The sequence below is a fragment of the Alloalcanivorax xenomutans genome (assembly GCF_032810065.1).
Lineage (GTDB): Bacteria > Pseudomonadota > Gammaproteobacteria > Pseudomonadales > Alcanivoracaceae > Alloalcanivorax > Alloalcanivorax xenomutans.
The window spans coordinates 2,701,321-2,721,807 of the sequence record NZ_CP136538.1 but is presented as its reverse complement, the minus strand read 5'-3'; the positions used below and the strand labels follow the sequence as shown (position 1 = coordinate 2,721,807).

Sequence of the window (20,487 nt, the reverse complement as noted above, 5' to 3'; positions counted from 1 at the left end):
GACAAATCCTCCGGAAACCGCTAAGCTGCCGGTTCCGGTTGGAATGCGCCGGCCTCTCGGGGCTGGTTTATGCAATGGATTCGCCCGGGCCGCTGCTTCAGGGTGGCCCCCGTCGAGATGGTATTACCGTCTCCACGGTGGGTGGGGTTCAACATATTTGGAAACGTATCCGTGAAAACGGGCACCGGCGGCGGCTTGCAAGCGCAAATCGCGTTCACCTAGAATAGCCGCTCATAGGTGCTTGCACACCATTAATAGGAGAGTAATAGGATCATGAGCAGCATCGAAGAACGGGTCCAGAAGATCATTGTCGAGCAATTGGGCGTTAAGCCGGAAGACGTGAAATCCGAATCTTCCTTCGTGGAAGACCTGGGCGCCGATTCCCTGGACACCGTTGAACTGGTAATGGCCCTCGAGGAAGAATTCGAGACCGAAATCCCCGACGAAGAAGCTGAAAAGATCAGCACCGTACAAGCAGCCGTGGACTACATCAAAGCCCACAGCTGATTTCGGTCGTAACGCTGCGCTAAGGAAAACCGCAGGCTCTGTACGGGCTTGCGGTTTTTTTGTGATCACCATCCATGGTGATCACCCTGCGGGCCGTCGCTGGAGCGACGTCAAAAATCGCTCCGGGCGATTTGTTTGTGACCGCCGTCCGTGGCGGTCACCCTGCGGGCCGTCGCCGGGGCGACGTCAAAAATCGCTCCCGGCGATTTGTTTGTGACCACCATCCGTGGTGGTTGCGCTGCGTTTGTTAGTGTTGGAGATATGAAGTCGCGCTGTATTCGCGAGCAGGCTCGCTTCCCACGGAGAGCGCTACGGAGCTGCTGTGGGAGCTGCCCTGGCAGCGAATCGGTACGCTATAATCCGAGGGCGCCGGCGCTGACAGGTCCGGCCCCGGAATCGTCATTTTGGGAGGAATACAGGTGACACGACGTCGAGTAGTGGTAACCGGCCTGGGTATGCTCACGCCCCTGGGCGCCGATGTGAACAGTACCTGGGAGGGCATCAAGGCGGGCCGTAGCGGCATTCGCCCGATTGAGCACTTCGACACCTCGGATTTCTCCACCAAATTCGCCGGCCTGGTACCGGATTTTGAGCTGGGTGATTACTTGTCCGCCAAGGAAGGCCGGAAAATGGACCTGTTCGTCCAGTACGGCATGGTGGCGGCGATCCAGGCCATTGGTGACGCCGGTCTGGATATGGACAAGGAAGACGGCGAGCGCATTGGCGCCGCCATCGGTTCCGGCATCGGCGGTCTCACCAATATCGAAGAGAACCACCGCAAGTTGCTGGATTCCGGCCCGCGCAAGCTGTCTCCATTCTTCGTGCCCAGCACCATCATCAATATGATCGCCGGTAACCTGGCCATCATGTACGGCTTCAAGGGGCCAAACTTCGCCACCGTATCCGCTTGCACCACCGGTACTCATAACATCGGCTTCGCCGCCCAGCAGATCCAGTTGGGTGTGGCCGACGTGATGATCGCCGGCGGCGCGGAAAAAGGCTCCACGCCGCTGGGCATGGGCGGTTTTGCCGCGGCGCGGGCACTGTCTTCCCGTAACGACGAGCCCCAGGCGGCCAGCCGGCCCTGGGACCGCGAGCGTGACGGCTTCGTGCTCGGCGACGGCGCCGGCGCCGTGGTGTTGGAAGAATACGAACGGGCCAAGGCCCGCGGCGCCACTATTTACGCCGAACTGGTCGGCTACGGTATGAGCGATGACGCCTACCACATGACCGCGCCGTCAGAAAACGGCGCCGGTGCCGCGTTGTCCATGCGTAACGCTCTGCGTGATGCCGGGATGGACGCCGGCGAAGTGGATTACATCAATGCCCACGCCACCTCCACCAAGCTGGGTGATCTGGCCGAGTTGAACGCGGTGAAGCAGGTGTTCGGCGAGCACGCCGACAAGCTGGCGGTGAGCTCCACCAAGTCCATGATCGGCCACCTTCTGGGGGCCGCCGGTGCCGTGGAAGCGATCATGTGTCTGCTGGCCATGCGTGACAACGTGGCGCCGCCGACCATCAACCTGAACGATCCGGATGATGGTTGTGATCTGAATCTGGTGCCCAATCAGGCCCAGGACCGGCGGATCGACGTGGCCTTGTCCAACTCCTTCGGCTTCGGCGGCACTAACGGCACCCTGCTGTTCCGCCGCGTCTGAGCGGAGCACCATGCTGTCCCGCAGTGACCGCGGCCTGGCCTATGGGGATGGTCTGTTTGAAACCCTGAGGGTCGGCGCGGACGGCCGGGTGCCATTGTGGCCCCGGCACCGGGCGAGAATGCTGGCCGGCGCCCGCCGGCTGGCGATTCCGCTGGCGGCGGGGGAACTGGAACGGGCTCTGGCGGCGCAACTGCGCGATCACGGCGCGGAGGCCGGTGTGGTCAAACTGGTGTTGACCCGTGGCAGCGGTGGCCGTGGTTATTTGCCACCGGCGCGGCCTGAACCCACCTTGTTTGGCCAATGGTTCCCGCTGACAGCGGAACCGCGCGACCATCTCCTTCACGGGGTCGAAATCGGTCTCTGCGATACCGTGCTGCCGGACGATCCTTTTGCCGGACTCAAGCATCTCAACCGCTTGCCACAAGTGGCGGCGCGCGCCGAGGCCGGCCGCCATGGCTGGCGCGAGGGTCTGTTGCTGGACCGCCACCGATGCCCGGTGGAAGCCACTTCAATGAATCTGTTCGCCGTGTTCGGCGACTTGCTCTGGACGCCCTCCCTGGAGCGCGCCGGAGTCGCCGGCGTGGCACGCGACTGGCTGCTCGACATCGCCCGTGATCAGGGCTGGCGGGTGGAGGTAAGGGCGAGGCCCCTGTCACATCTGCGCCGGGCCGATGGCATTTTTCTTACCAACAGTATTGTCGGCCTGTTGCCGGTGCGTAAACTGGCGCAGTGGGCGTGGCCGATGAACCCGCATATTCTACGTTGGCAACAGCTCTGGCGGGCGCAGTTCAACGACTGAGCGCGCGCATAACCCCGATCCCGCTCCGTTGCCAGGGATCGTCAATACAGGCATTGAAATTCAATCCATGCGTCGAAAAATACGAGTTTTTGCTCTGCTACTGGTGTTCGTCATCGTGGCGATTCCGTTGGCGGGCTTTTGGGTAAGTGGGTATTTGCATCGACCCTTGCCGGTGACCGAGGCCCGCCTGGTGCAGGTGCCGGCCGGCACCGGCTTCAGCCATCTGATGAACCGACTGCAAGGGGAAGGCTTGCTGGGCGGTGAGCCCGAGTCCACGCTGCGCCGGGTAGCGGGACGTGTGTATAGCCGGTTCACCGGCGTCGAAGGGCGCATGCATGTGGGGGAATATCAATTGTTCCCGGGGGACTCTCTGTTGACGCTGCTCGAGCGTATCGACCGGGGGGAGGTGCTGCAGCGCAGTGTCACCCTGGTGGAGGGCTGGACCTTTCGCCAGTTTCGCGCCCGTCTGTCCGAACTGGAAGGGCTCACCGTCACGCTGGACGGCGTTGACGACGAGGAAGTGATGGCGCGACTGGGGATGCCGGACACCCACCCCGAAGGCTGGTTCGCCCCGGACACCTATTTCTACACCGCCGGCACCAGCGATATGGAGTTGCTGCGCCGGGCCCTTGAGCGTCAGCGCAAGATACTGGACGAAGCCTGGCTCGGCCGCGATGATAAGCTGCCCTATGACGACCCTTACCAGGCATTGATCATGGCCTCCATCGTGGAACGGGAAACCGGTGTACCCAAGGAACGCGGCCAGATCGCCGGAGTCTTCGTCAACCGCTTGCGTCTGGGAATGCGACTGCAAACCGACCCCACGGTGATCTATGGCATGGGCGAGCGCTACGCCGGCCGCATTGGCCGGGCCGATCTGCGTGAACCCACCCCTTACAACACCTATGTGATCAGCGGATTGCCGCCGACGCCCATCGCCATGCCCGGCCGCGATGCCATCTTCGCCGCCGTGCATCCGCAACAGACCAAGGCGTTGTATTTTGTCGCCCGTGGCGACGGCAGCCACACCTTCTCCAATACGCTGGCGGAGCACCGGCGCGCGGTACGCCAATACCAGCTCAACCGGCGTGATGATTACCGCTCAAGCCCGGGAGCGGCACCATGAGCGGCCGCTTCATCACTCTTGAAGGCGGTGAGGGCGCCGGCAAGAGCGTCAACCTGGAATGGGTGGCCGAACGCCTGCGTCAGCGCGGCAAGACGGTGCGTGTTACCCGGGAGCCTGGCGGTACCGAACTGGCGGAGCGCATCCGTCAGGTGCTGCTGGCGCCCAGCGAGGAGCCCATGGCCGATACCACCGAATTGCTGTTGGTGTTCGCCGCCCGTGCCCAGCACCTGGACGCTCTGATCCGGCCCGCCCTGGCCCGTGGCGAATGGGTGCTGTGCGACCGTTTCATGGACGCCACCTGGGCCTACCAGGGCGCCGGGCGCGGCCTGGACCGTGACGCCATCGCCATTCTCGAGCGGCTGGTGCTGGCCGGGGTGACGCCGGATCACACCTTGCTGTTCGACGTGCCGGTGGAAGTGGGGCTGGCCCGCGCCGGCAAACGGGGCGAGTTGGACCGCATTGAGCAGGAGAGCCGGGATTTTTTCCAGCGGGTGCGTGACTGCTATCTGCAACGGGCCCGCAATGAACCCGGCAGATTCGTGCGGCTGGACGCCACCCGGCCGCTGGAGCAGGTGCGCGAGCACCTGGGCGCCTGGGTGGATGCGATTACGGAGGGGGCATGAGCAAAGCGCCGGTACAGGTACCCTGTCCCTGGCATCAGGAGGAGATGGCGCGGCTGCTGGATCAGCACCAGCGTCAGCGTTTGCCCCATGCCCTGTTACTGGCCGGCCCCGAAGGCATCGGCAAATACCGGCTGGCGCAGTCGCTGATGCAGACGCTGTTGTGCCGGCAGCCCAGCGCCGGCGTGGCCTGTGGCCAGTGCGAGGCCTGCCACCTGAGCACCGCCGGCACCCATCCGGATATGCACGTGCTGACACCGGAAGGGGGCAGCCGGGCGATCAAGATCGATCAGGTGCGGCGTCTGGTGGAGTTCTGCTCCCGTACCGCCCAGTTCGGCGGCGGGCGGCTGGCGCTGTTATCCCCGGCGGAAGCGCTCAATCGCAGTGCGCAGAACGCGCTGCTCAAGACCCTGGAAGAGCCGGGGCCGGGCATGACCCTGATTCTGGTCAGCCACCAGCCCAGCCTGCTGCTGCCCACCGTGCGCAGCCGTTGCCAGCAACGATTGTTGCCGGTGCCCGCCGCCGATCAGGCGCTCTCCTGGTTGACGCCGCAGGTCGGGGAGGCGGCGCCGGCGTTGCTGGACGCGGCCCAGGGCGCGCCTTTGAAAGCGCTGGTGCTGCAGGACGCGGACTGGTTCAGCGATCGCCGCCGGCTTGCCGAACAGGTATTGAGAGTGGCCCAGGGGCGTCTGTCTCCAGCCCAGGGCGCACAGGCCCTGGCGGCGTTCGAGCCGGACACCATGGCGCGGATATTGTATGGTTGGCTGGCCAGGGCGACGCGGCTGGCGGCGCTTGGGGGCGCGGCCATACCCGCCGGCGAAGGCGATGCGCAACTGGAGCCGCTGCTGCGGCAGCTCGCCGATACCGTTCCGGTGGCGCGGTTGATGCGCGCCACCCAACGGATCCAGGAAGGCCGCCGGCAAATCCTGGCCGGGGCCAACCCGAACAAGGAATTGCTCATGGAGCAATGGATGCTGGTGCTGGTGGGCGTGGACGCCGCCTTGCAGTAATCGCCCACGGAATTGGCATGCACAACAATCACACGCAGTACCGCGACAGGGGGGTGGCATGAAGATGCCGGGGGGCCGTAGTGGCATTCTTTCGCTGAGTATCAAGGACAAGGCAGCGCTGTACGCTGCTTACATGCCGTTTATCGGCAACGGCGGCCTGTTCGTGCCGACCGAGAAAGCCTATCAGTTGGGGGAGGAGATCTTTCTCCTTCTCAGCATCATGGATGAGCCGGAGAAAATACCGGTGGCCGGCCGGGTGGTCTGGATCACGCCGCGAGGCGCCCAGGGCAATCGCAGTGCCGGCATCGGCGTGCAGTTCTCCGATCAGGACGACACCGCCCGGCGCACCATAGAAAATCACCTCGCCGGCTCGCTGCAATCGGACCGGCCCACGCACACGATGTAGCGCCTGTCGTCCGGCACCCGGGATCCCGTTTCATGTAGAATGCCCGCAGTTCAATACGGAGTGTTTCATGTCTACGGAGACCCTTGATCTGGTGGACTCCCATTGCCACCTGGACCGCCTCAATCTGGACGCCTACCAAGGTGATTTTCAGGCCCTGATGGACGCCACCCGCGCCGACGGCGTGGGCACCATGCTGTGCATCGGTGTCGATCTGGAAACCTTTCCACGGGTGCGGGAGATGGCCGAAACCCAGCCGGACGTGTTCGCCACCGTCGGTGTGCATCCACTTTACAAGGACGTGCATGAACCGGACGCGGCGGAGCTGATCGGCCTGGCGGACCATCCCAGAGTGGTGGGCATCGGTGAAACCGGCCTGGATTACTTCTACGCCAAGGAGCAACGGGAGTGGCAGCAGAAGCGTTTCGTTGAGCATATCCGTGCCGCTCGCGACACCGGTCTGCCGCTGGTGGTGCACACCCGTGGCGCCAAGGACGATACCCTGGCGCTGCTGCGCGAACACGGGGAAGGACGGGTGCGGGGTGTCCTGCACTGCTTCACCGAGGACCGTGACATGGCGGAGCAGGCCATCGAACTGGGTTTTTACATCTCCATTTCCGGTATCGTCACCTTCCGCAACGCGGAAGCGCTGCGTGAAACCGTTGCCGCGTTGCCGGTGGAACGTTTGCTGATCGAGACGGATGCCCCCTGGCTGGCGCCGGTGCCTTACCGGGGCAAACCCAACGAACCCCGTTTCGTCGCCAAGGTGGCGGAGTGCGTGGCGCAACTGAAAGGGCTGCCGGTGGCGGAGCTGGCGCGCATTACCCGCCATAACTTCTTCCAGCTGTTCAATAAGGCGGTACCGTGACGATGGCGACGTTTTGGTGGTGGCTGGCGGCCGCCGCCGTGGCCGCGGCGGTGATTGCCGCGCTGCTGGTCTGGCTGCCGATGCGGCGCCGCCGTGCCCTGTTGGAGCAGGAAGCGGAGCGGTTGGCGCTGCGGATCCAGGCGCTGGAACAGGAACGTGACGAGCTACGCCGGCACCTGGAACAGCAAGGTCAACAATGGCGCCAGACGGAGGAAAAACTGTCCGTTGCCCGCGCCGAACAGGCCCGTCTGGAGGAACGTCTGGCCGGCCAACAGGACAAGCTGCGCTTCGCCGAGGAGAGCCGGGAGCAGCTACGCAAGGAATTCGAATTGCTGGCCGGGCGCATCTTCGAGCAGCGCAGCCGTCAGTTCGAGGAGAAAAACCGCGAAGGCATCCATACCCTGCTGCAGCCGTTCCGCGAGCAGTTGACCGAATTCCGCCGCCGGGTTGACCAGATCCACGGTGATGATGCCCGGGCCCAGGCGGCGCTGACCGAGCAGCTCCAGCATCTCAAGAGTCTCAACCAGCAAATGCATCAGGACGCCCGGAATCTGACTGACGCCCTGCGTGGCCAGGTGAAGACCCAGGGCAACTGGGGCGAGATGATTCTGGAGCGGGTGCTGGAAAGTTCCGGCCTCACCAAAGGACGAGAATACGACACCCAAGTGGCGTTGCGCGGTGAGGACGGAGGCCGGCGGCTGCCGGACGCCATCGTCCATTTGCCCGAGGGCAAGGACGTGGTGATCGACGCCAAGGTCTCCCTGGTGGCCTATGAGCGCTTCACCAGCGCCGAGGATGAGGAGGAACGTCGCCAGGCCCGCGAGCAGCACCTGCAATCCCTGCGCGCCCATATCAAGGGGCTGGACACCAAGGATTACAGCCGTCTGGACGGGATTCGCAGTCTCGACTTCGTGCTGCTGTTCATTCCCGTGGAAGGGGCCTTCATGACCGCCATGGAAGCGGAACCGGGGCTCTATACCGAGGCCTACGAGCGCAACATCGTATTGGTCAGTCCCACGACCTTACTGGTGACCCTGCGCACCATCCAGAACATCTGGCGGTATGAGTATCAGAACCGCAATGCCCTGGATATCGCCGATCGCGCCGGCAGGATCTGTGATCAGGTGTCTCTGATCAGCGAATCCCTGGAGGATGTGGGAGACAAGCTCGGCAAAGCGCAACAGGCCTGGGAAACGTCCTACAAGCGGCTCACGGAAGGGCGTGGCAATCTGCTGGGGCAGGCGCATAAATTGCGGGATCTGGGGGCCAAGGCCCGGCGTAATCTGCCGCCTCCGGTGGAGGATGAGGAAGGCGAGGAAGGCGACGATCAATAAGCTGTTTTTTATAGTGCTATAAATTGTAGATAAAAAACTTAAATAGGCGCCAATCGTGTGGTTAACCCGCACGAAATGGCGCCTTTTTATTATTTTTGCACATATCGTTTTGTGATGTGTGTCACAGTAATATATCCGTACTCATACTCTAGGTAGAATTTCTCATTGCTCTGGGATTAATGTCCTGTCTCTTTGCGAAATTGCCTTGGTGGGTGTGGTGTGAATTTGCGTATCTTTGTTGCTTTCTCCTGTGTACTGCTTTGTCTGGCGCCCCTGGGAGGCCGGGCACAGAGCATGTCGCCACAGATTATCGGAGGAGAACCGGTTGCCGCGGTGCCGTCCTGGATGGCGGAGCTGGAGGTGAGCCGTTCCGGTGACCCGGAACAGGGCTCGTTTTTGTGCGGTTCGGTCCTGGTGGCGCCCCGCTGGGTGCTGACGGCGGCACACTGCGTGCGTGGTCAGAGCGGCAGTCAATTGAAGCCGGAGCAACTGTTCGTTGCTCTGGGCAGTGCCGATCGTGGCGGGGAGCCGGCGGAGCGCTGGCCGGTGCGGGCAGTGCATGTGCACCCGCGATTCGTCTACGGCGTCTTCCACAATGACCTGGCGTTACTGGAAATGCAGGGGGCGTCCGCCCTGGCCGCGCTCGACCTGGCCAAGAACCGGGAAATGCAGGCGTTGATCGACGGCGCCGCCGAGCGGGCTCTGACTGCCTACGGGTGGGGCACCACCGAGAGCGGAAGCGCCCCCCGGATGCTTCATCAGGTGGCGTTGGATTACATCACTCCGGAGCGCTGCGCGCGTCACTGGTCCAACCTTACTGATCGCCAACTGTGCGCCGGTGAGTTGCAAAGGCAGGGGGATTCGGGACGCGATACCTGCCGGGGAGACAGCGGCGGACCTCTGATCTATCACTATGACGGCCGCCCCTGGCTGGCCGGCATCACCAGCTATGGCCCACCCCAGTGCGCCACACCGGATGCGCCGGGTGTCTACACCCGGGTCAGTGATTACCTGGCGTGGCTGGAGAGCACCTCCGGCGATGCACTGGTGGACCTGCACAGCCGCCCGCTGGGTGGGCGCCGCTACGGCCTTCCGGGGGAAACTCTGACCTTGTCTTTGAGGCTGGAGAATCAGAGCCGGGTCAATGCGGCGCACCAAGTGGGCGCGCGCATCGATCATGACCAAGGGGTGCGGGTCAGTGCCGATGAGCTGGCCTGCAGTGACCATGACGGTTACAGCCTGTGCCGGGGGGATGCATCGCTGGAGCGCGGCGCCAGCAGCGGCGATTATCGCTTGCGGGTACAGTCCAGCACTGGTGCGACGGTGCAGTCCCGATTGTGGATCCGGCCGGACAGCGCCGCCCACGATTATTACCGGTTGGAACGGGATGCGGTGACGGCGATCTTCAGTGATCAGCCGGATCTGCTGATGGCCGGAACCCAGCGTCTCAACGGCGACACCGTCACCCTGGAAGCCCGGTTGACCAATCGCGCCACCCATTTTCCCGCCCGGGATGCCTGGTTGTCGTTCCGCATTCCGCAAGGCTGGTCCTGGAGGAGCCTGCCCGAGGGATGCAGTGGTGGCGCTGTGGTTCGGTGTCAATTGGGGGACCTGGCGGAAGGGGCTCAGGCCAGTCGGTTACTGGTGATCGAAGGAGAGGGCGAGGGCCGGGTCTATTTGGATGGTGGCTCTTCCAGCGGCGATTTCCCGGCCGGCGATACCCAATTGTCGTTCCTGCCATCCCAGGCGCGGGCGGAGACGCCTCGTGCCGAAGCTGGCGGCAGCGGCGGTGGTGGCGCCCTGGGATTGGGGTGGTGGGGGTTGCTACTGGTTGGAGCCTGTTTACGGTCTATTAGGTCGTAAACAGGCCCCTATGGGTTATCCACCAGGCTCAAGTGAGAGGCGCGCTGTTCCGAGGCCATGGCGCCGGCGTTCCCCTTCCACGGAATCGCCTGAAATCCGGCGGGGACCTGATCCAGCAGATAAGGAGCCTTGATCACATCGAAATAGGGCGAGTGATCGAAATCGGCGGCGTGGAACAGACGCGGCTGCAGGCGCAGCAACCGCGAGCCGTCGTCTTCCGGCCGTTTCACCAGCGGATAAACCGGGAATTGAATGAAAGCGAAGGCTTCGCCCACCAGACTGCCGCTGAGGGTGCGCAGCAGCTCGGTGGCCAGACGGTTGGCGAGGCGCCGGCGCCAGCCGCTTGGCAGCGTCCGCCAGGGAAACAGCCAGAGCAGCATCAACGTGCTCCAGGAGGTGGTGCTGCCGGTGCCGACCCGGCTGATGGCGTAACGCAGTGCGTCCTGACGCTCGTCGGTGGACAGATTCTGTGCACGGCAGACGCGCAGGTGCAGGCCGCTGAGCGTGCTCAATTCCCGCACCCGTAATCCTCTCTCCAGGCTGGCATCCAGCACCAGTTGGGTGTCCGGTTCGCAAGGCACGTAATCGGCCAGCAGGGCGCGCAGGGACGGATCGGCGACGTCGTGCAAACGGCCGATATAAAGCAGGGCACGGGAGAACCGGCTGCCGGTGAGCCGCCGCAGTCGCCGGTCCAGAGCGCTTTCGCTGTCCACCAGCAACACGTCGCAGGGCTGCAGCAGGACACGCTGATGATCCAGGCTGCTTTGCGGCCAATCCTTGCCGCCGTCCTGACGTTGCAGGCGCTCGCACAGCCATTGATAGAGTCGTTGCGTTCGCATGGGGCGCTATCCTACAACAGCGCCAGGGCGCGGTCGATGACTGACTGGTCAGTATGAAAGTGGGGCGAGAAGCGCACGCCGCCACCGCGCTGGGCGCAGACCACGCCGCCCTGACGCAGACGTTCAAAGGTAGATTGCGGTTCCTCGCCGGGCAGCCGGAAGGTGACGATGCCGGCGCGGCGGCGTGCCGCTTCCGGGGTCAGCAACTCCGCGCCGCGCGCCTTGAGCTCGCCGATCAGGACGGTCACGGTATCGGTCAGGCGCTGTTCCACCGCCGCCATGCCCACCTCTTCCAGTAACGACAGAGACGCGTTGAGCGCGTGGGCGCACAACAGGTTGGGGCTGCCGCACTCGAAACGACGGGCATCATCCGCCGGCCGCCAGTCCTGGCGGTCGTAATCACCGGATGCCGCCACCATGTGCCAGCCGAACTGACGCAGGCGCAGCCGGTCGCGGGCTTCCGGACGGGCGTAAAACAGCGCCAGCCCTTCCGGCCCCAGCATCCACTTATGGCCGTCGGCGACGACGAAATCCGCATTGATGCTTTCGGCGTCGAAGACGTGAGCCCCCAGACTCTGGATCGCGTCCACGCAGAACAGCACGCCCCGTTCCCGGCACGCGGCGCCGATCGGCGCCAGGTCCAGGCGGATGCCACTGGCATATTGCACCGATGACAGTGACACCAGGCGTACACGGGGGCCAAGCGCATCGATGACGCGCTGCTCGGCGTTGTCCCCGTCCACCGGCACCTGGATCACCTCCACACCCTGTTCGGCCAGGGCCTGCCAGGGAATGCGGTTGGAGGGGAACTCCTGATCGCTGATCAGCACCTGATCGCCGTCCCGCCAGGACAGCCCCTGGGCGATGACGGACAGCCCTTCGGAGGTGTTCTTGAGCAAGGCGATGTCTTCGTGCGGCACACCGCCGATCAGCGCGGCGAGGCGGCCGCGCAGAGTTTGCTCGGTGTCGAGCCAGCGCGGATAGTCCCGCGCCCCCACGGTGATGTTCTGCTCGGCGAAACGCACCACCGCGTCCCGGGTGCGTTTAGGCCACGGCGCCACGGCGGCGTGATTGAGATAAAGCACGTCGTTTTCAAGAGGGAATTCCGCGGACAGATCCAGAGCGCTGGTCATGTGATGATCGACTCCATTGTCATTGCCGGGCGGGTGGGTATCATCCTGCCCGAAAGGGGCATCGATAATTCGCCGGAACACATGACTCACAGCATGACCGATTGCCGTGGCAGGTCAACCTGGCCCGTGATGCATGGTGCCCGGGGGTGGGATAAACTGTGGTGAATCGCGGGATTCACCGGTCTTGGGAGTAAGGATGAATGGCTGATCTGGAAAAAGCGACGCGTAAGGCACAGGAATTCCGGCAACGGGAGCAACAAATCCTGGATACCGCTCTGGAATTATTCCTGGAGCAGGGAGAGGATCGTGTCACCGTGGAAATGATCGCCGACCGGGTGGGGATTGGCAAAGGCACCATCTATAAGCACTTCGAAACCAAGAACGAGATCTATCTGCTGCTGATGCTGCGTTACGAAGAGGATCTGGCGGCGGTGTTCAACAGTATTTCCGAGGACGACGACAAGGAAAAACTGACCCGCGAGTATTTTCGTTTCCGCATCAACGACCCGGCCCGCTACCAGCTGTTCGACCGGCTGGAAAACAAGGTGATCAAGGACCACGCGGTGCCGGAACTGGTGGAGAAACTGCACAACATCCGCGAAGCCAATTTCGAGCGCCTCAAGAGCATCGTCAAGGCGCGCATCAGTGAGGGCTCCCTGGAAGACGTGCCGCCGATTTATCACATTTGCGCGGCCTGGGCGCTGGCCCACGGCGCCGTGGCGCTGGTGCAATCGCCGTTCTATATGGGGCTGATCGACGAAAAGGAGGATTTCCTCGACTTCCTGATCGAAATTGGTATTCGCATGGGCAATAAAGGACAACGCCGAAAATGACTTCCGCCGATTCCCTGTTGGCCCTGCTGGAAAAGGCCGAACGGGACGAGCAGGGGCTGCCGCCGGTGCATCAGTGGCACCCGGAACATCAGGGCGAAAGCCGTATGCGCATTGCCCGTGACGGCACCTGGTATTACCAGGAATCGCCGATTGAACGAGAGCGTATGGTGCGATTGTTTTCCACCATTCTGTTACGTGAAGGCGATGACTACTTCCTGATTACGCCGGTGGAAAAACTGCGCATCGAGGTGGACGACGCGCCTTTTGTCGCCACCGACGTACAGCGTGTGAAGGACGATGGTGTCGACAAGCTGGTGTTCACCACCAATGTGGGAACTCACGTGGTGGCTGGTGAACGGCATCCATTGCGGATAGAACACGACCCGGACAGCGGGGAGCCGTCCCCTTATCTCCACGTGCGCGACAATCTGGAAGCGCTGATTTCCCGCAACATGTTTTATCAACTGGTGGAATGGGCCGGCCATGAAGAGCGGGACGGCGTGACCCACTTGTATATCGACAGCGACGGCGCCCGTTTCCCCCTCGGTTCCTTCTGATACACAACCAGACCGGACTACGAAGCCGCTGTGGGAGCTTGCCTTGCAAGCGAATCTTTTGCGCCGGAAGCCGAATTCGCTTGCAAGGCAAGCTCCTGCGGTGGCCTGGTAGCGACCTCCGATTGGATCTCTCTCAGGTTGTAGTGTCAGCAAACCGCCCCACAACCGTGCCCGTTTTTGTTCCAACATGGCGCACCATAATCTGCCTCGAAATGGGGCGCCCTTGCCCGCCGCTAAAGCGAGCGTCTCTTCCCTTGATCGTTCTTCATGGCCTTAAACCCATTTAAATCAAAGGGTTATGCACATGGCATGGGCTTTGCTTTCACCCTGTTCAACAGTTGGCAAGCTGAAACGGTGAAAGGGGACATTCCCATGACGAAACAAAAGGTGTTGCTGGTAGGCCACGGTATGGTGGGGCAGCGCTTTCTGGAGGCGCTGGCGGACCGTGGTGGTCTTGATCACTACGATGTGACGATCCTGTGCGCGGAGAGCCGGCCGGCCTATGACCGGGTTGGCTTGACCCGTTACTTTACCGAGCGCGATGCCGATGCTCTGTCGCTGGTGCCGGAGGGTTTCATGGCACAACCGGGGCTGACCCTGAAGCTGTCCACCCGGGTGCGCGAGATCGACCGGGACGCCAGGGTAGTGATCACCGAAGCGGGAGAGCGGCTGGATTACGACAAACTGGTGCTGGCCACCGGGTCCTATCCGTTCGTGCCGCCCATTGACGGTAACGACCGCCCGAACTGCTTTGTTTACCGCACCCTTGATGACCTGGACGAGATTATCGCCGCCGCGGATCAGGCCCGAGTCGGCACCGTGGTGGGCGGCGGCCTGCTCGGCCTGGAAGCGGCCAAGGCCCTGCACGATCTGGGACTGGAAACCCATGTGGTGGAGTTCGCGCCGCGTCTGATGGCGGTTCAGGTGGACGATCTCGGTGGCGGTTTGTTGAAGGACAAAATCGAAGCGCTGGGCGTGACGGTCCACACCAATACCGGCACCCGGGCCATCGTCGACGGCGAACAGCACCGCCATCGCATGGACTTTGGCGAGGACCGCCACCTGGAAACCGACATCATCGTGTTTTCCGCCGGCATTCGTCCGGAGGACAGCCTTGCCCGCGCCTGCGGGCTGGAGGTCGGTGAGCGCGGCGGGGTGGTGATTGACGATTACTGTGTCACCTCCGACCCGGATATTTTCGCCATCGGCGAGGTGGCGTTATGGCAGGGCCGGATCTTCGGGCTGGTGGCGCCGGGTTATCAAATGGCGGAGACCGCCGCCGCGCGCCTGTGCGCGGATTCCGAGCCGAGTTTCCAGGGTGCCGATATGAGCACCAAGCTGAAACTGATGGGTGTGGACGTGGCCTCGGTGGGGGATGCCCATGGCCAGACGCCTGGTGCCCGCAGCGCGGTGTTCTTCGACCAGAGCACCGGCGTGTACAAGAAAGTGGTGGTCAGCGAATGCGGCAAGAAACTATTGGGCGCGGTACTGGTGGGCGACGCCAAAGATTATGGCAACCTGCTGCAACTGTGCCTGAACCAGATCGACCTGCCCGGAGAAGCCGCCGCTCTGATCGCTCCGGCCGCCGGCGATGCCCCCATGCTCGGCGCCGATGCCTTGCCGGATAGTGCCCAGATCTGCTCCTGCAACAATGTTTCCAAAGGCGCGCTGTGCGCCGCCATCGATGATGGCGCCACCACCGTTGGTGATCTGAAAGCCTGCACCAAGGCCTCCGCCACCTGCGGCGGCTGCGCCGCTTTGGTCAAGCAGGTGCTGGACAGCGAGCTGGCCAAGCGCGGCGTGGAGGTGAATAACCACGTGTGCGAACACTTCCCGTATTCCCGCCAGGAGATCTATCACCTGGTGCGGGTGGGGGAAATCAAGACCTTCGACGAGTTGCTGGAAAAACACGGCAGTGGCGACGGCTGCGATATCTGTAAACCGCTGGCCGCTTCGGTGCTGGCGTCCTGCTGGAACGACTATGTGCTGAGCAAGCCCCACGCCGGTCTGCAGGACACCAACGATTATTTTCTCGGCAACATGCAACGTGACGGCACTTACTCCATCGTGCCCCGTGTACCCGGCGGTGAAATCACGCCGGACAAGCTCATCGTGCTGGGCGAAGTGGCGAAGAAATACGATTTGTACACCAAGATCACCGGCGGGCAGCGGGTGGATCTGTTCGGTGCCCGCGTCGATCAGCTGCCGGAAATCTGGAAGATTCTGGTGGACGCCGGTTTCGAGACCGGACACGCCTACGGTAAATCCCTGCGCACGGTGAAATCCTGCGTCGGCTCCACCTGGTGCCGATACGGTGTCAAGGATTCGGTGGGCACCGCCATTCAGGTGGAAGAACGCTACAAGGGGCTGCGCAGCCCGCACAAGATCAAGATGGCGGTGAGTGGCTGCACCCGCGAATGCGCCGAAGCGCAAAGCAAGGATGTGGGCGTGATCGCCACCGACAAGGGTTGGAACCTTTATGTCTGCGGCAACGGCGGCATGCGTCCCCGTCACGCGGATCTGCTCGCCTCCGACTTGTCCGATGAACAACTGATCAGAACCATCGACCGCTTTTTGATGTTCTACATCCGCACCGCCGACCGCCTGCAGCGCACCAGCGTGTGGTTGGAGAACCTGGAAGGCGGGCTGGATTACCTCAAGCAGGTGGTGCTGGAGGATTCGCTGGGTATCGGTGAAGAGCTGGAGGCGCAGATGCAACAGGTGATCGACACCTATCAATGCGAGTGGAAGACCACCGTGGAAGATCCCCAGGCGGTGAAACGCTTCAAGCACTTCGTTAACGATGATGTCGCCGATGACAATCTGCATTACGTCCGTGAGCGTGGTCAGCGTCGTCCGGCCTATGAGCATGAACGTATCGAGCTGGTGCAACAGGAGGGTTAAGGCATGAACAGTTCCGTTACTCTGGAATGGAAAGCGGTGTGCAAAGTGGATGAAATTCTGCCCGGTACCGGTGTCGGAGTGCGCCTGCCCGAGGGGCAGGCGGCGCTGTTCCGTACCCGCGACGGCCAGCTCCATGCGCTGGATAACATGGATCCGTTCAGCCGCGCCAATGTGATCAGCCGCGGTCTGCTGGGCTCCCTGGGGGGGACCAGAGTGGTGGCGTCACCGCTGTATAAACAGCACTTCTGTCTGGAAACCGGGAGGTGCCTGGAGGACGAGACGGTATCCCTGACCGTGTATCCGGTCCGGTTGCGCGGCGAGCTGGTGGAAGTCGCCGTCGGCTGATCAGGCCTCGTCGTCGCCGCCGGGCTTGGGCAAACCGGTACCGCATTGTTTGCAGAAGCGGGCGTCCGGATCATGGTCATGGCGGTGGCAATTGGGGCATTCCCGTTCATAGCGGCGGGCAATGTGCGCGGCGGAGATTTCCGCGGTGACGATGCCGGTGGGCACGGCGATGATGGCGTAGCCGGTGATCATCGCCAGGGACGCCACGGCCTGACCGATGGGCGTTTGTGGTGAGATGTCGCCGTAGCCCACCGTGGTCACGGTGACGATGGCCCAGTAGATGCTGCGCGGAATACTGGTGAAGCCATTGCTTGGCCCTTCGACCACGTAGATCAGACTGCCGAAAATGATGATCACCACCAGTACCGAGAACATGAAAATGCCGATCTTGCGGCGGGTGCGGACCAGCGCCAGGCCAAGCTGATTGGCCTCGCTCATCAGCGCCGCCAGTTTCATGATGCGGAAGATTCTCAGCACCCGCAGAGCGCGAATGGTAAGCAGATAGTTGGCGCCGGGCACCAGCAGGCTGATGTAAGTGGGGACCACGGAAAGCAGATCAACCACGCCGAAGAAACTGCGCGCATAGCGCAGCGGGCGGTCGCTGACCCAGAGGCGAACCAGGTACTCACCAGTGAACAGCAGGGTGAAGAACCATTCCACGCCATACAACCAGTCGCCGTAACGCTGGTGGATGCTTTGCACGCTGTCCAGCATGACGGCGACAACGCTGCTGAGGATGGCGATGATCAGCAAGAGGTCGAAACGCTGGCCGGCCGGGGTATCCGTGCCAAAGATAATGTGGCGCCAGCGCTCACGCTGGGATGGGGACTGGGACGACATCCTGTTGATTGCTCCGTTTCTGCCCATGCCGGACCGGACGGGCCCAATGAATCCGGTCATTCTGATTTGGCTAGGGTCTGTTCACACTATTTCCGTCGCGCCTGCTGGATGCCCTTTTTGCCTCCAGCCAGGCGGAGGGCGCGCGGTTTGGTCATTCCAAATGAGCAACCGACAACGACGCGGGAGGTAAAAAGGGCTCCAGCCCTTCGGGTTGCGGCTAAAACATCACCACTCTGCGTTACTCGTCGTTCATTTGGAATGACCAAACTTCTCTCCTCGTGCCTGGATTGGTGACGTTTTAGCCGCAACAGGCGCGGTGGAAATAGTGTGAACAGGCCCTAGGCTACATTCTCTCTTGTTAAACCTTTCGTGACCACCTAACTTGTCCCTTGTAACGTATACCGAAGCGTTGGGGAAAACGTTTCAGGGAAGACAAGCAATCACCTCCGATGGCGGCGGCCTGGCCCCGCGATCCGCATAATGATAGTCAACAATAGTCAGGGGGCGACAATGATCGGTATGGCATTGGCGCGGCGAGGGCGACGCAAGGGGACAGTGTCGCGGGCCGTGGTGGTGCCCACGGACGGGGTTGGAAAAGGGGAGGGCAAGCGGCACGTGATGAAACGGATCCGGGCTTTCCTGATTGCCATGCATCCACTGGTGGCCGCGGCGATCTGTTGCCATGCTTTCTGGATGGCGGTCTCTCAGCGTCACTGGATCTGGCTTGGCCCTCTGCTGGTCAACGCGCCGACCTTGTCGCTGGCGGTATGGCTGGTGCGGCGTGGCCGTTCCGGCTGCGGCTCGCAACTGCCTGTGGTGTTGTTGAGCGCCTGGCTCGGCAGCGCCTGGACCTTGCTCGGTACCCTGTCGCTGGATGATCCCCAGCCGCTGGCGTGGATCTACACGGCAATCGGCCTGGTCGGACTGGCGGCCTGCCTGCTTTGGTATTTCCCTCAATACCGGGAACGCGGCGATGGGCCCCGGCCCGGTCAGCGGTTGCCGGTGCTGACGTTTCAGGACTTGCGCGGCAATGCGGTATCCTCCACCTCATTGCGGGGCGCCCCGGCGGTACTGTTATTTCATCGCGGCGACTGGTGCCCGAAAAGCGTGGAGCTGTTGCGTCTGCTGGCGCGGCATCGTGGTGCCCTGGGGCGTCGCGGCGCCCGTATCGTCCTGATCAGCGCCGACAGCGATGCCCGCTCCTGCCGCATGGCGGATCGGCTGGGCGTACCGCTTGAACGTTGGATCGATCCGGATCTGACCGCTGCCCGGCAGCTGCAATTGCTGGATCCCGGCGGTACCCCTCTGGGGCTGGAGCTGCTGGGGCATCAATCCGACACCGTGGATCCCACGGTGATCATCATCGATAGCCTGGGTGATATTCGCTACGTGGACAAGGCCGGGAATTCCCGCTACCGATCCGAACCGGTGACCTTTCTCAGGGTGCTGGACAGCGCGGTGCCGGCGTCACGGTAGGAGGCCCTCGGCCGATGGCTACAAAGCCGCTGTAGGAGCTTGCCCGCAAGCGAATTCTTCAGACGCGGTGCAATTCGCTTGCAGCGGCCCGCCCCCGGACAAAGCCCCTACAGTTATGGACTCAGCGGTCGCGTTGCGGCAGCACGTCGCGGACCTTGTTGGCCAGCGCGCGTACGGCGTCCTCGGTGGTCTGCCAGCCGATACAACCGTCGGTGACGGAAACGCCGTATTGCAGATCATCCAGATTCTCGGGAATTTTCTGATTCCCTTCGTTGAGATGGGACTCGACCATCAGACCGACGATGGAGGTGTTGCCCTCGAGGATCTGATTGCCGATGTTTTCCATCACCAGCGGCTGCAGGCTCGGGTCCTTGTTGGAGTTGGCGTGGGAGCAGTCCACCATGATGTTGGTGGAAACGCCGGCCTTGTGCAGGGCGCTTTCCGCCAGGGCCACGGAGACCGAATCATAATTAGGCTTGCCACCGCCACCGCGCAGTACCACGTGGGCATAGGGGTTGCCACGGGTGGTGGTCAGCGCCACGCGGCCATCCGGGTCGATGCCCAGGAAGCGATGCGGGTGCTGTACGCTGAGCATGGCGTTCACCGCCACATCCAGGCTGCCATCGGTGCCGTTCTTGAAGCCCACCGGGCTGGACAGACCAGAGGACATTTCCCGGTGGGTCTGGGATTCGGTGGTGCGGGCGCCAATGGCGGACCAGGCAATCAAATCCTGCAGATACTGTGGCGTGGTCGGGTCCAGTGCCTCGGTGGCCGCCGGCAGGCCCAGTTCGGCCACGTCCAGCAGCAGACGGCGGGCGATATGCAGCCCTTCCTCCACCTTGAAGGAGTCGTTCATATACGGGTCGTTGATCAGGCCCTTCCAGCCCACGGTGGTGCGGGGCTTCTCGAAATAGACCCGCAATACCAGAAAGAGAGCATCGTCGACTTCCTCGGCCAGGGCCTTGAGGCGACTGGCGTATTCCAGAGCCGCTTTCGGATCATGGATGGAACAGGGCCCGATGACCACGAACAGACGCGGGTCCTTGCGGTCGAGAATGTCACGAATCACCTGCCGGCCGCCGACCACCGAGTCCCGGGCGGCGTCGCTCAGAGGCAACTTTTCCTTGAGCGCCCGTGGCGTGATCAACACCTGCTGGGACTCGATATTGAGATCGTCTACCTGTCGTATCTGGCTCATGATGCTGGATTGGCCTGTGTTTTCAGTCTCTGCGGACCCGGCAGTCTAGCCGAATCCGGATGACGAAGAAATAACACAGAGCCAGGGGGGCAGTTAATAGTGAATAGTTAACAGTGAATAGCGGCGCGGCCACCAGGGCTTCCCGTTACCTGCAACGGCGGCTCGCGTCGCTGT

General features: G+C 62.5%; 19 protein-coding genes. 15 read left to right on the top strand and 4 right to left on the bottom strand.

What is annotated here, in order from left to right; all coding sequences use genetic code 11:
* Positions 1-273 precede the first annotated feature (273 nt).
* The 10 genes from acpP to RYH70_RS12475 all read left to right on the top strand — a co-directional run bounded on the left by acpP (position 274) and on the right by RYH70_RS12475 (position 10,188).
* Complete coding sequence (acpP, locus tag RYH70_RS12520) at positions 274-507, top strand: acyl carrier protein (RefSeq protein ID WP_014995065.1); 234 nt, start codon at positions 274-276, stop codon at positions 505-507.
* Between the two features lie 419 nt (positions 508-926).
* Positions 927-2,165 (top strand): beta-ketoacyl-ACP synthase II, encoded by a 1,239-nt coding sequence (fabF, locus tag RYH70_RS12515; RefSeq protein WP_031228205.1) that lies wholly within the window; start codon positions 927-929, stop codon positions 2,163-2,165.
* A 10-nt stretch (positions 2,166-2,175) separates the two neighbouring features.
* Complete coding sequence (gene pabC / locus RYH70_RS12510; protein WP_026949047.1) at positions 2,176-2,964, top strand: aminodeoxychorismate lyase; 789 nt, start codon at positions 2,176-2,178, stop codon at positions 2,962-2,964.
* 67 nt (positions 2,965-3,031) lie between these two features.
* A complete protein-coding gene (gene mltG / locus RYH70_RS12505; protein WP_022994615.1) occupies positions 3,032-4,090 on the top strand; it encodes an endolytic transglycosylase MltG in 1,059 nt (352 codons plus the stop codon).
* Complete coding sequence (gene tmk, locus RYH70_RS12500) at positions 4,087-4,713, top strand: dTMP kinase (protein WP_022994616.1); 627 nt, start codon at positions 4,087-4,089, stop codon at positions 4,711-4,713. The genes mltG and tmk overlap by 4 nt, the downstream gene beginning before the upstream one ends.
* Positions 4,710-5,720, top strand: coding sequence for a DNA polymerase III subunit delta' (locus RYH70_RS12495; protein WP_022994617.1), 1,011 nt, complete (start codon positions 4,710-4,712; stop codon positions 5,718-5,720). The genes tmk and RYH70_RS12495 overlap by 4 nt, the downstream gene beginning before the upstream one ends.
* 58 nt (positions 5,721-5,778) lie before the next feature.
* Positions 5,779-6,126 (top strand): PilZ domain-containing protein, encoded by a 348-nt coding sequence (locus RYH70_RS12490; RefSeq protein WP_014995059.1) that lies wholly within the window; start codon positions 5,779-5,781, stop codon positions 6,124-6,126.
* Between the two features lie 67 nt (positions 6,127-6,193).
* A complete protein-coding gene (locus RYH70_RS12485; protein ID WP_022994618.1) occupies positions 6,194-6,991 on the top strand; it encodes a TatD family hydrolase in 798 nt (265 codons plus the stop codon).
* A 2-nt stretch (positions 6,992-6,993) separates the two neighbouring features.
* The gene (gene rmuC / locus RYH70_RS12480; RefSeq protein WP_317009213.1) at positions 6,994-8,325 is read left to right on the top strand and encodes a DNA recombination protein RmuC; all 1,332 of its coding nucleotides are present in this window, start codon (positions 6,994-6,996) and stop codon (positions 8,323-8,325) included.
* A 219-nt stretch (positions 8,326-8,544) separates the two neighbouring features.
* Positions 8,545-10,188, top strand: a complete 1,644-nt coding sequence (locus RYH70_RS12475; protein WP_317009212.1) for a S1 family peptidase — start codon at positions 8,545-8,547, stop codon at positions 10,186-10,188.
* 8 nt (positions 10,189-10,196) lie between these two features.
* Here the strand turns inward: RYH70_RS12475 and RYH70_RS12470 are convergent, their stop codons facing one another.
* Both RYH70_RS12470 and RYH70_RS12465 read right to left on the bottom strand, forming a co-directional pair.
* Complete coding sequence (locus RYH70_RS12470; RefSeq protein ID WP_022994621.1) at positions 10,197-11,027, bottom strand: hypothetical protein; 831 nt, start codon at positions 11,025-11,027, stop codon at positions 10,197-10,199.
* Between the two features lie 11 nt (positions 11,028-11,038).
* On the bottom strand, positions 11,039-12,160 hold the full coding sequence (locus RYH70_RS12465) for an aminotransferase class V-fold PLP-dependent enzyme (RefSeq protein ID WP_026949045.1): 1,122 nt from the start codon (positions 12,158-12,160) through the stop codon (positions 11,039-11,041).
* A gap of 200 nt (positions 12,161-12,360) precedes the next feature.
* Here RYH70_RS12465 and RYH70_RS12460 point away from each other — a divergent pair, with 200 nt between their 5' ends.
* The 4 genes from RYH70_RS12460 to nirD all read left to right on the top strand — a co-directional run bounded on the left by RYH70_RS12460 (position 12,361) and on the right by nirD (position 16,799).
* Positions 12,361-12,993: a TetR/AcrR family transcriptional regulator gene (locus RYH70_RS12460; RefSeq protein WP_014995053.1), complete on the top strand. Its 633-nt coding sequence runs from the start codon at positions 12,361-12,363 to the stop codon at positions 12,991-12,993.
* Positions 12,990-13,550: a DUF1285 domain-containing protein gene (locus tag RYH70_RS12455; protein WP_063140485.1), complete on the top strand. Its 561-nt coding sequence runs from the start codon at positions 12,990-12,992 to the stop codon at positions 13,548-13,550. The genes RYH70_RS12460 and RYH70_RS12455 overlap by 4 nt, the downstream gene beginning before the upstream one ends.
* 372 nt (positions 13,551-13,922) lie before the next feature.
* A complete protein-coding gene (nirB, locus tag RYH70_RS12450) occupies positions 13,923-16,454 on the top strand; it encodes a nitrite reductase large subunit NirB (RefSeq protein ID WP_317009211.1) in 2,532 nt (843 codons plus the stop codon).
* 3 nt (positions 16,455-16,457) lie between these two features.
* Entirely contained in the window at positions 16,458-16,799 is a 342-nt protein-coding gene (gene nirD, locus RYH70_RS12445) for a nitrite reductase small subunit NirD (RefSeq protein WP_284456118.1), read from the top strand.
* Here nirD and RYH70_RS12440 read toward each other — a convergent pair whose 3' ends face one another.
* Complete coding sequence (locus RYH70_RS12440; RefSeq protein ID WP_022994626.1) at positions 16,800-17,639, bottom strand: ion transporter; 840 nt, start codon at positions 17,637-17,639, stop codon at positions 16,800-16,802. It lies immediately after the preceding gene.
* Positions 17,640-18,119: 480 nt separating this feature from the next.
* Between RYH70_RS12440 and RYH70_RS12435 the strand changes: the two genes are divergently transcribed.
* A complete protein-coding gene (locus RYH70_RS12435) occupies positions 18,120-19,115 on the top strand; it encodes a redoxin domain-containing protein (RefSeq protein WP_080531157.1) in 996 nt (331 codons plus the stop codon).
* Between the two features lie 121 nt (positions 19,116-19,236).
* On the opposite strand, the gene RYH70_RS12430 is transcribed toward RYH70_RS12435, so the two are convergent.
* Positions 19,237-20,313 carry a 3-deoxy-7-phosphoheptulonate synthase gene (locus tag RYH70_RS12430; protein ID WP_022994628.1) on the bottom strand — a complete coding sequence of 359 codons (1,077 nt, stop codon included), beginning with the start codon at positions 20,311-20,313 and terminating at the stop codon, positions 19,237-19,239.
* Positions 20,314-20,487 lie beyond the last annotated feature (174 nt).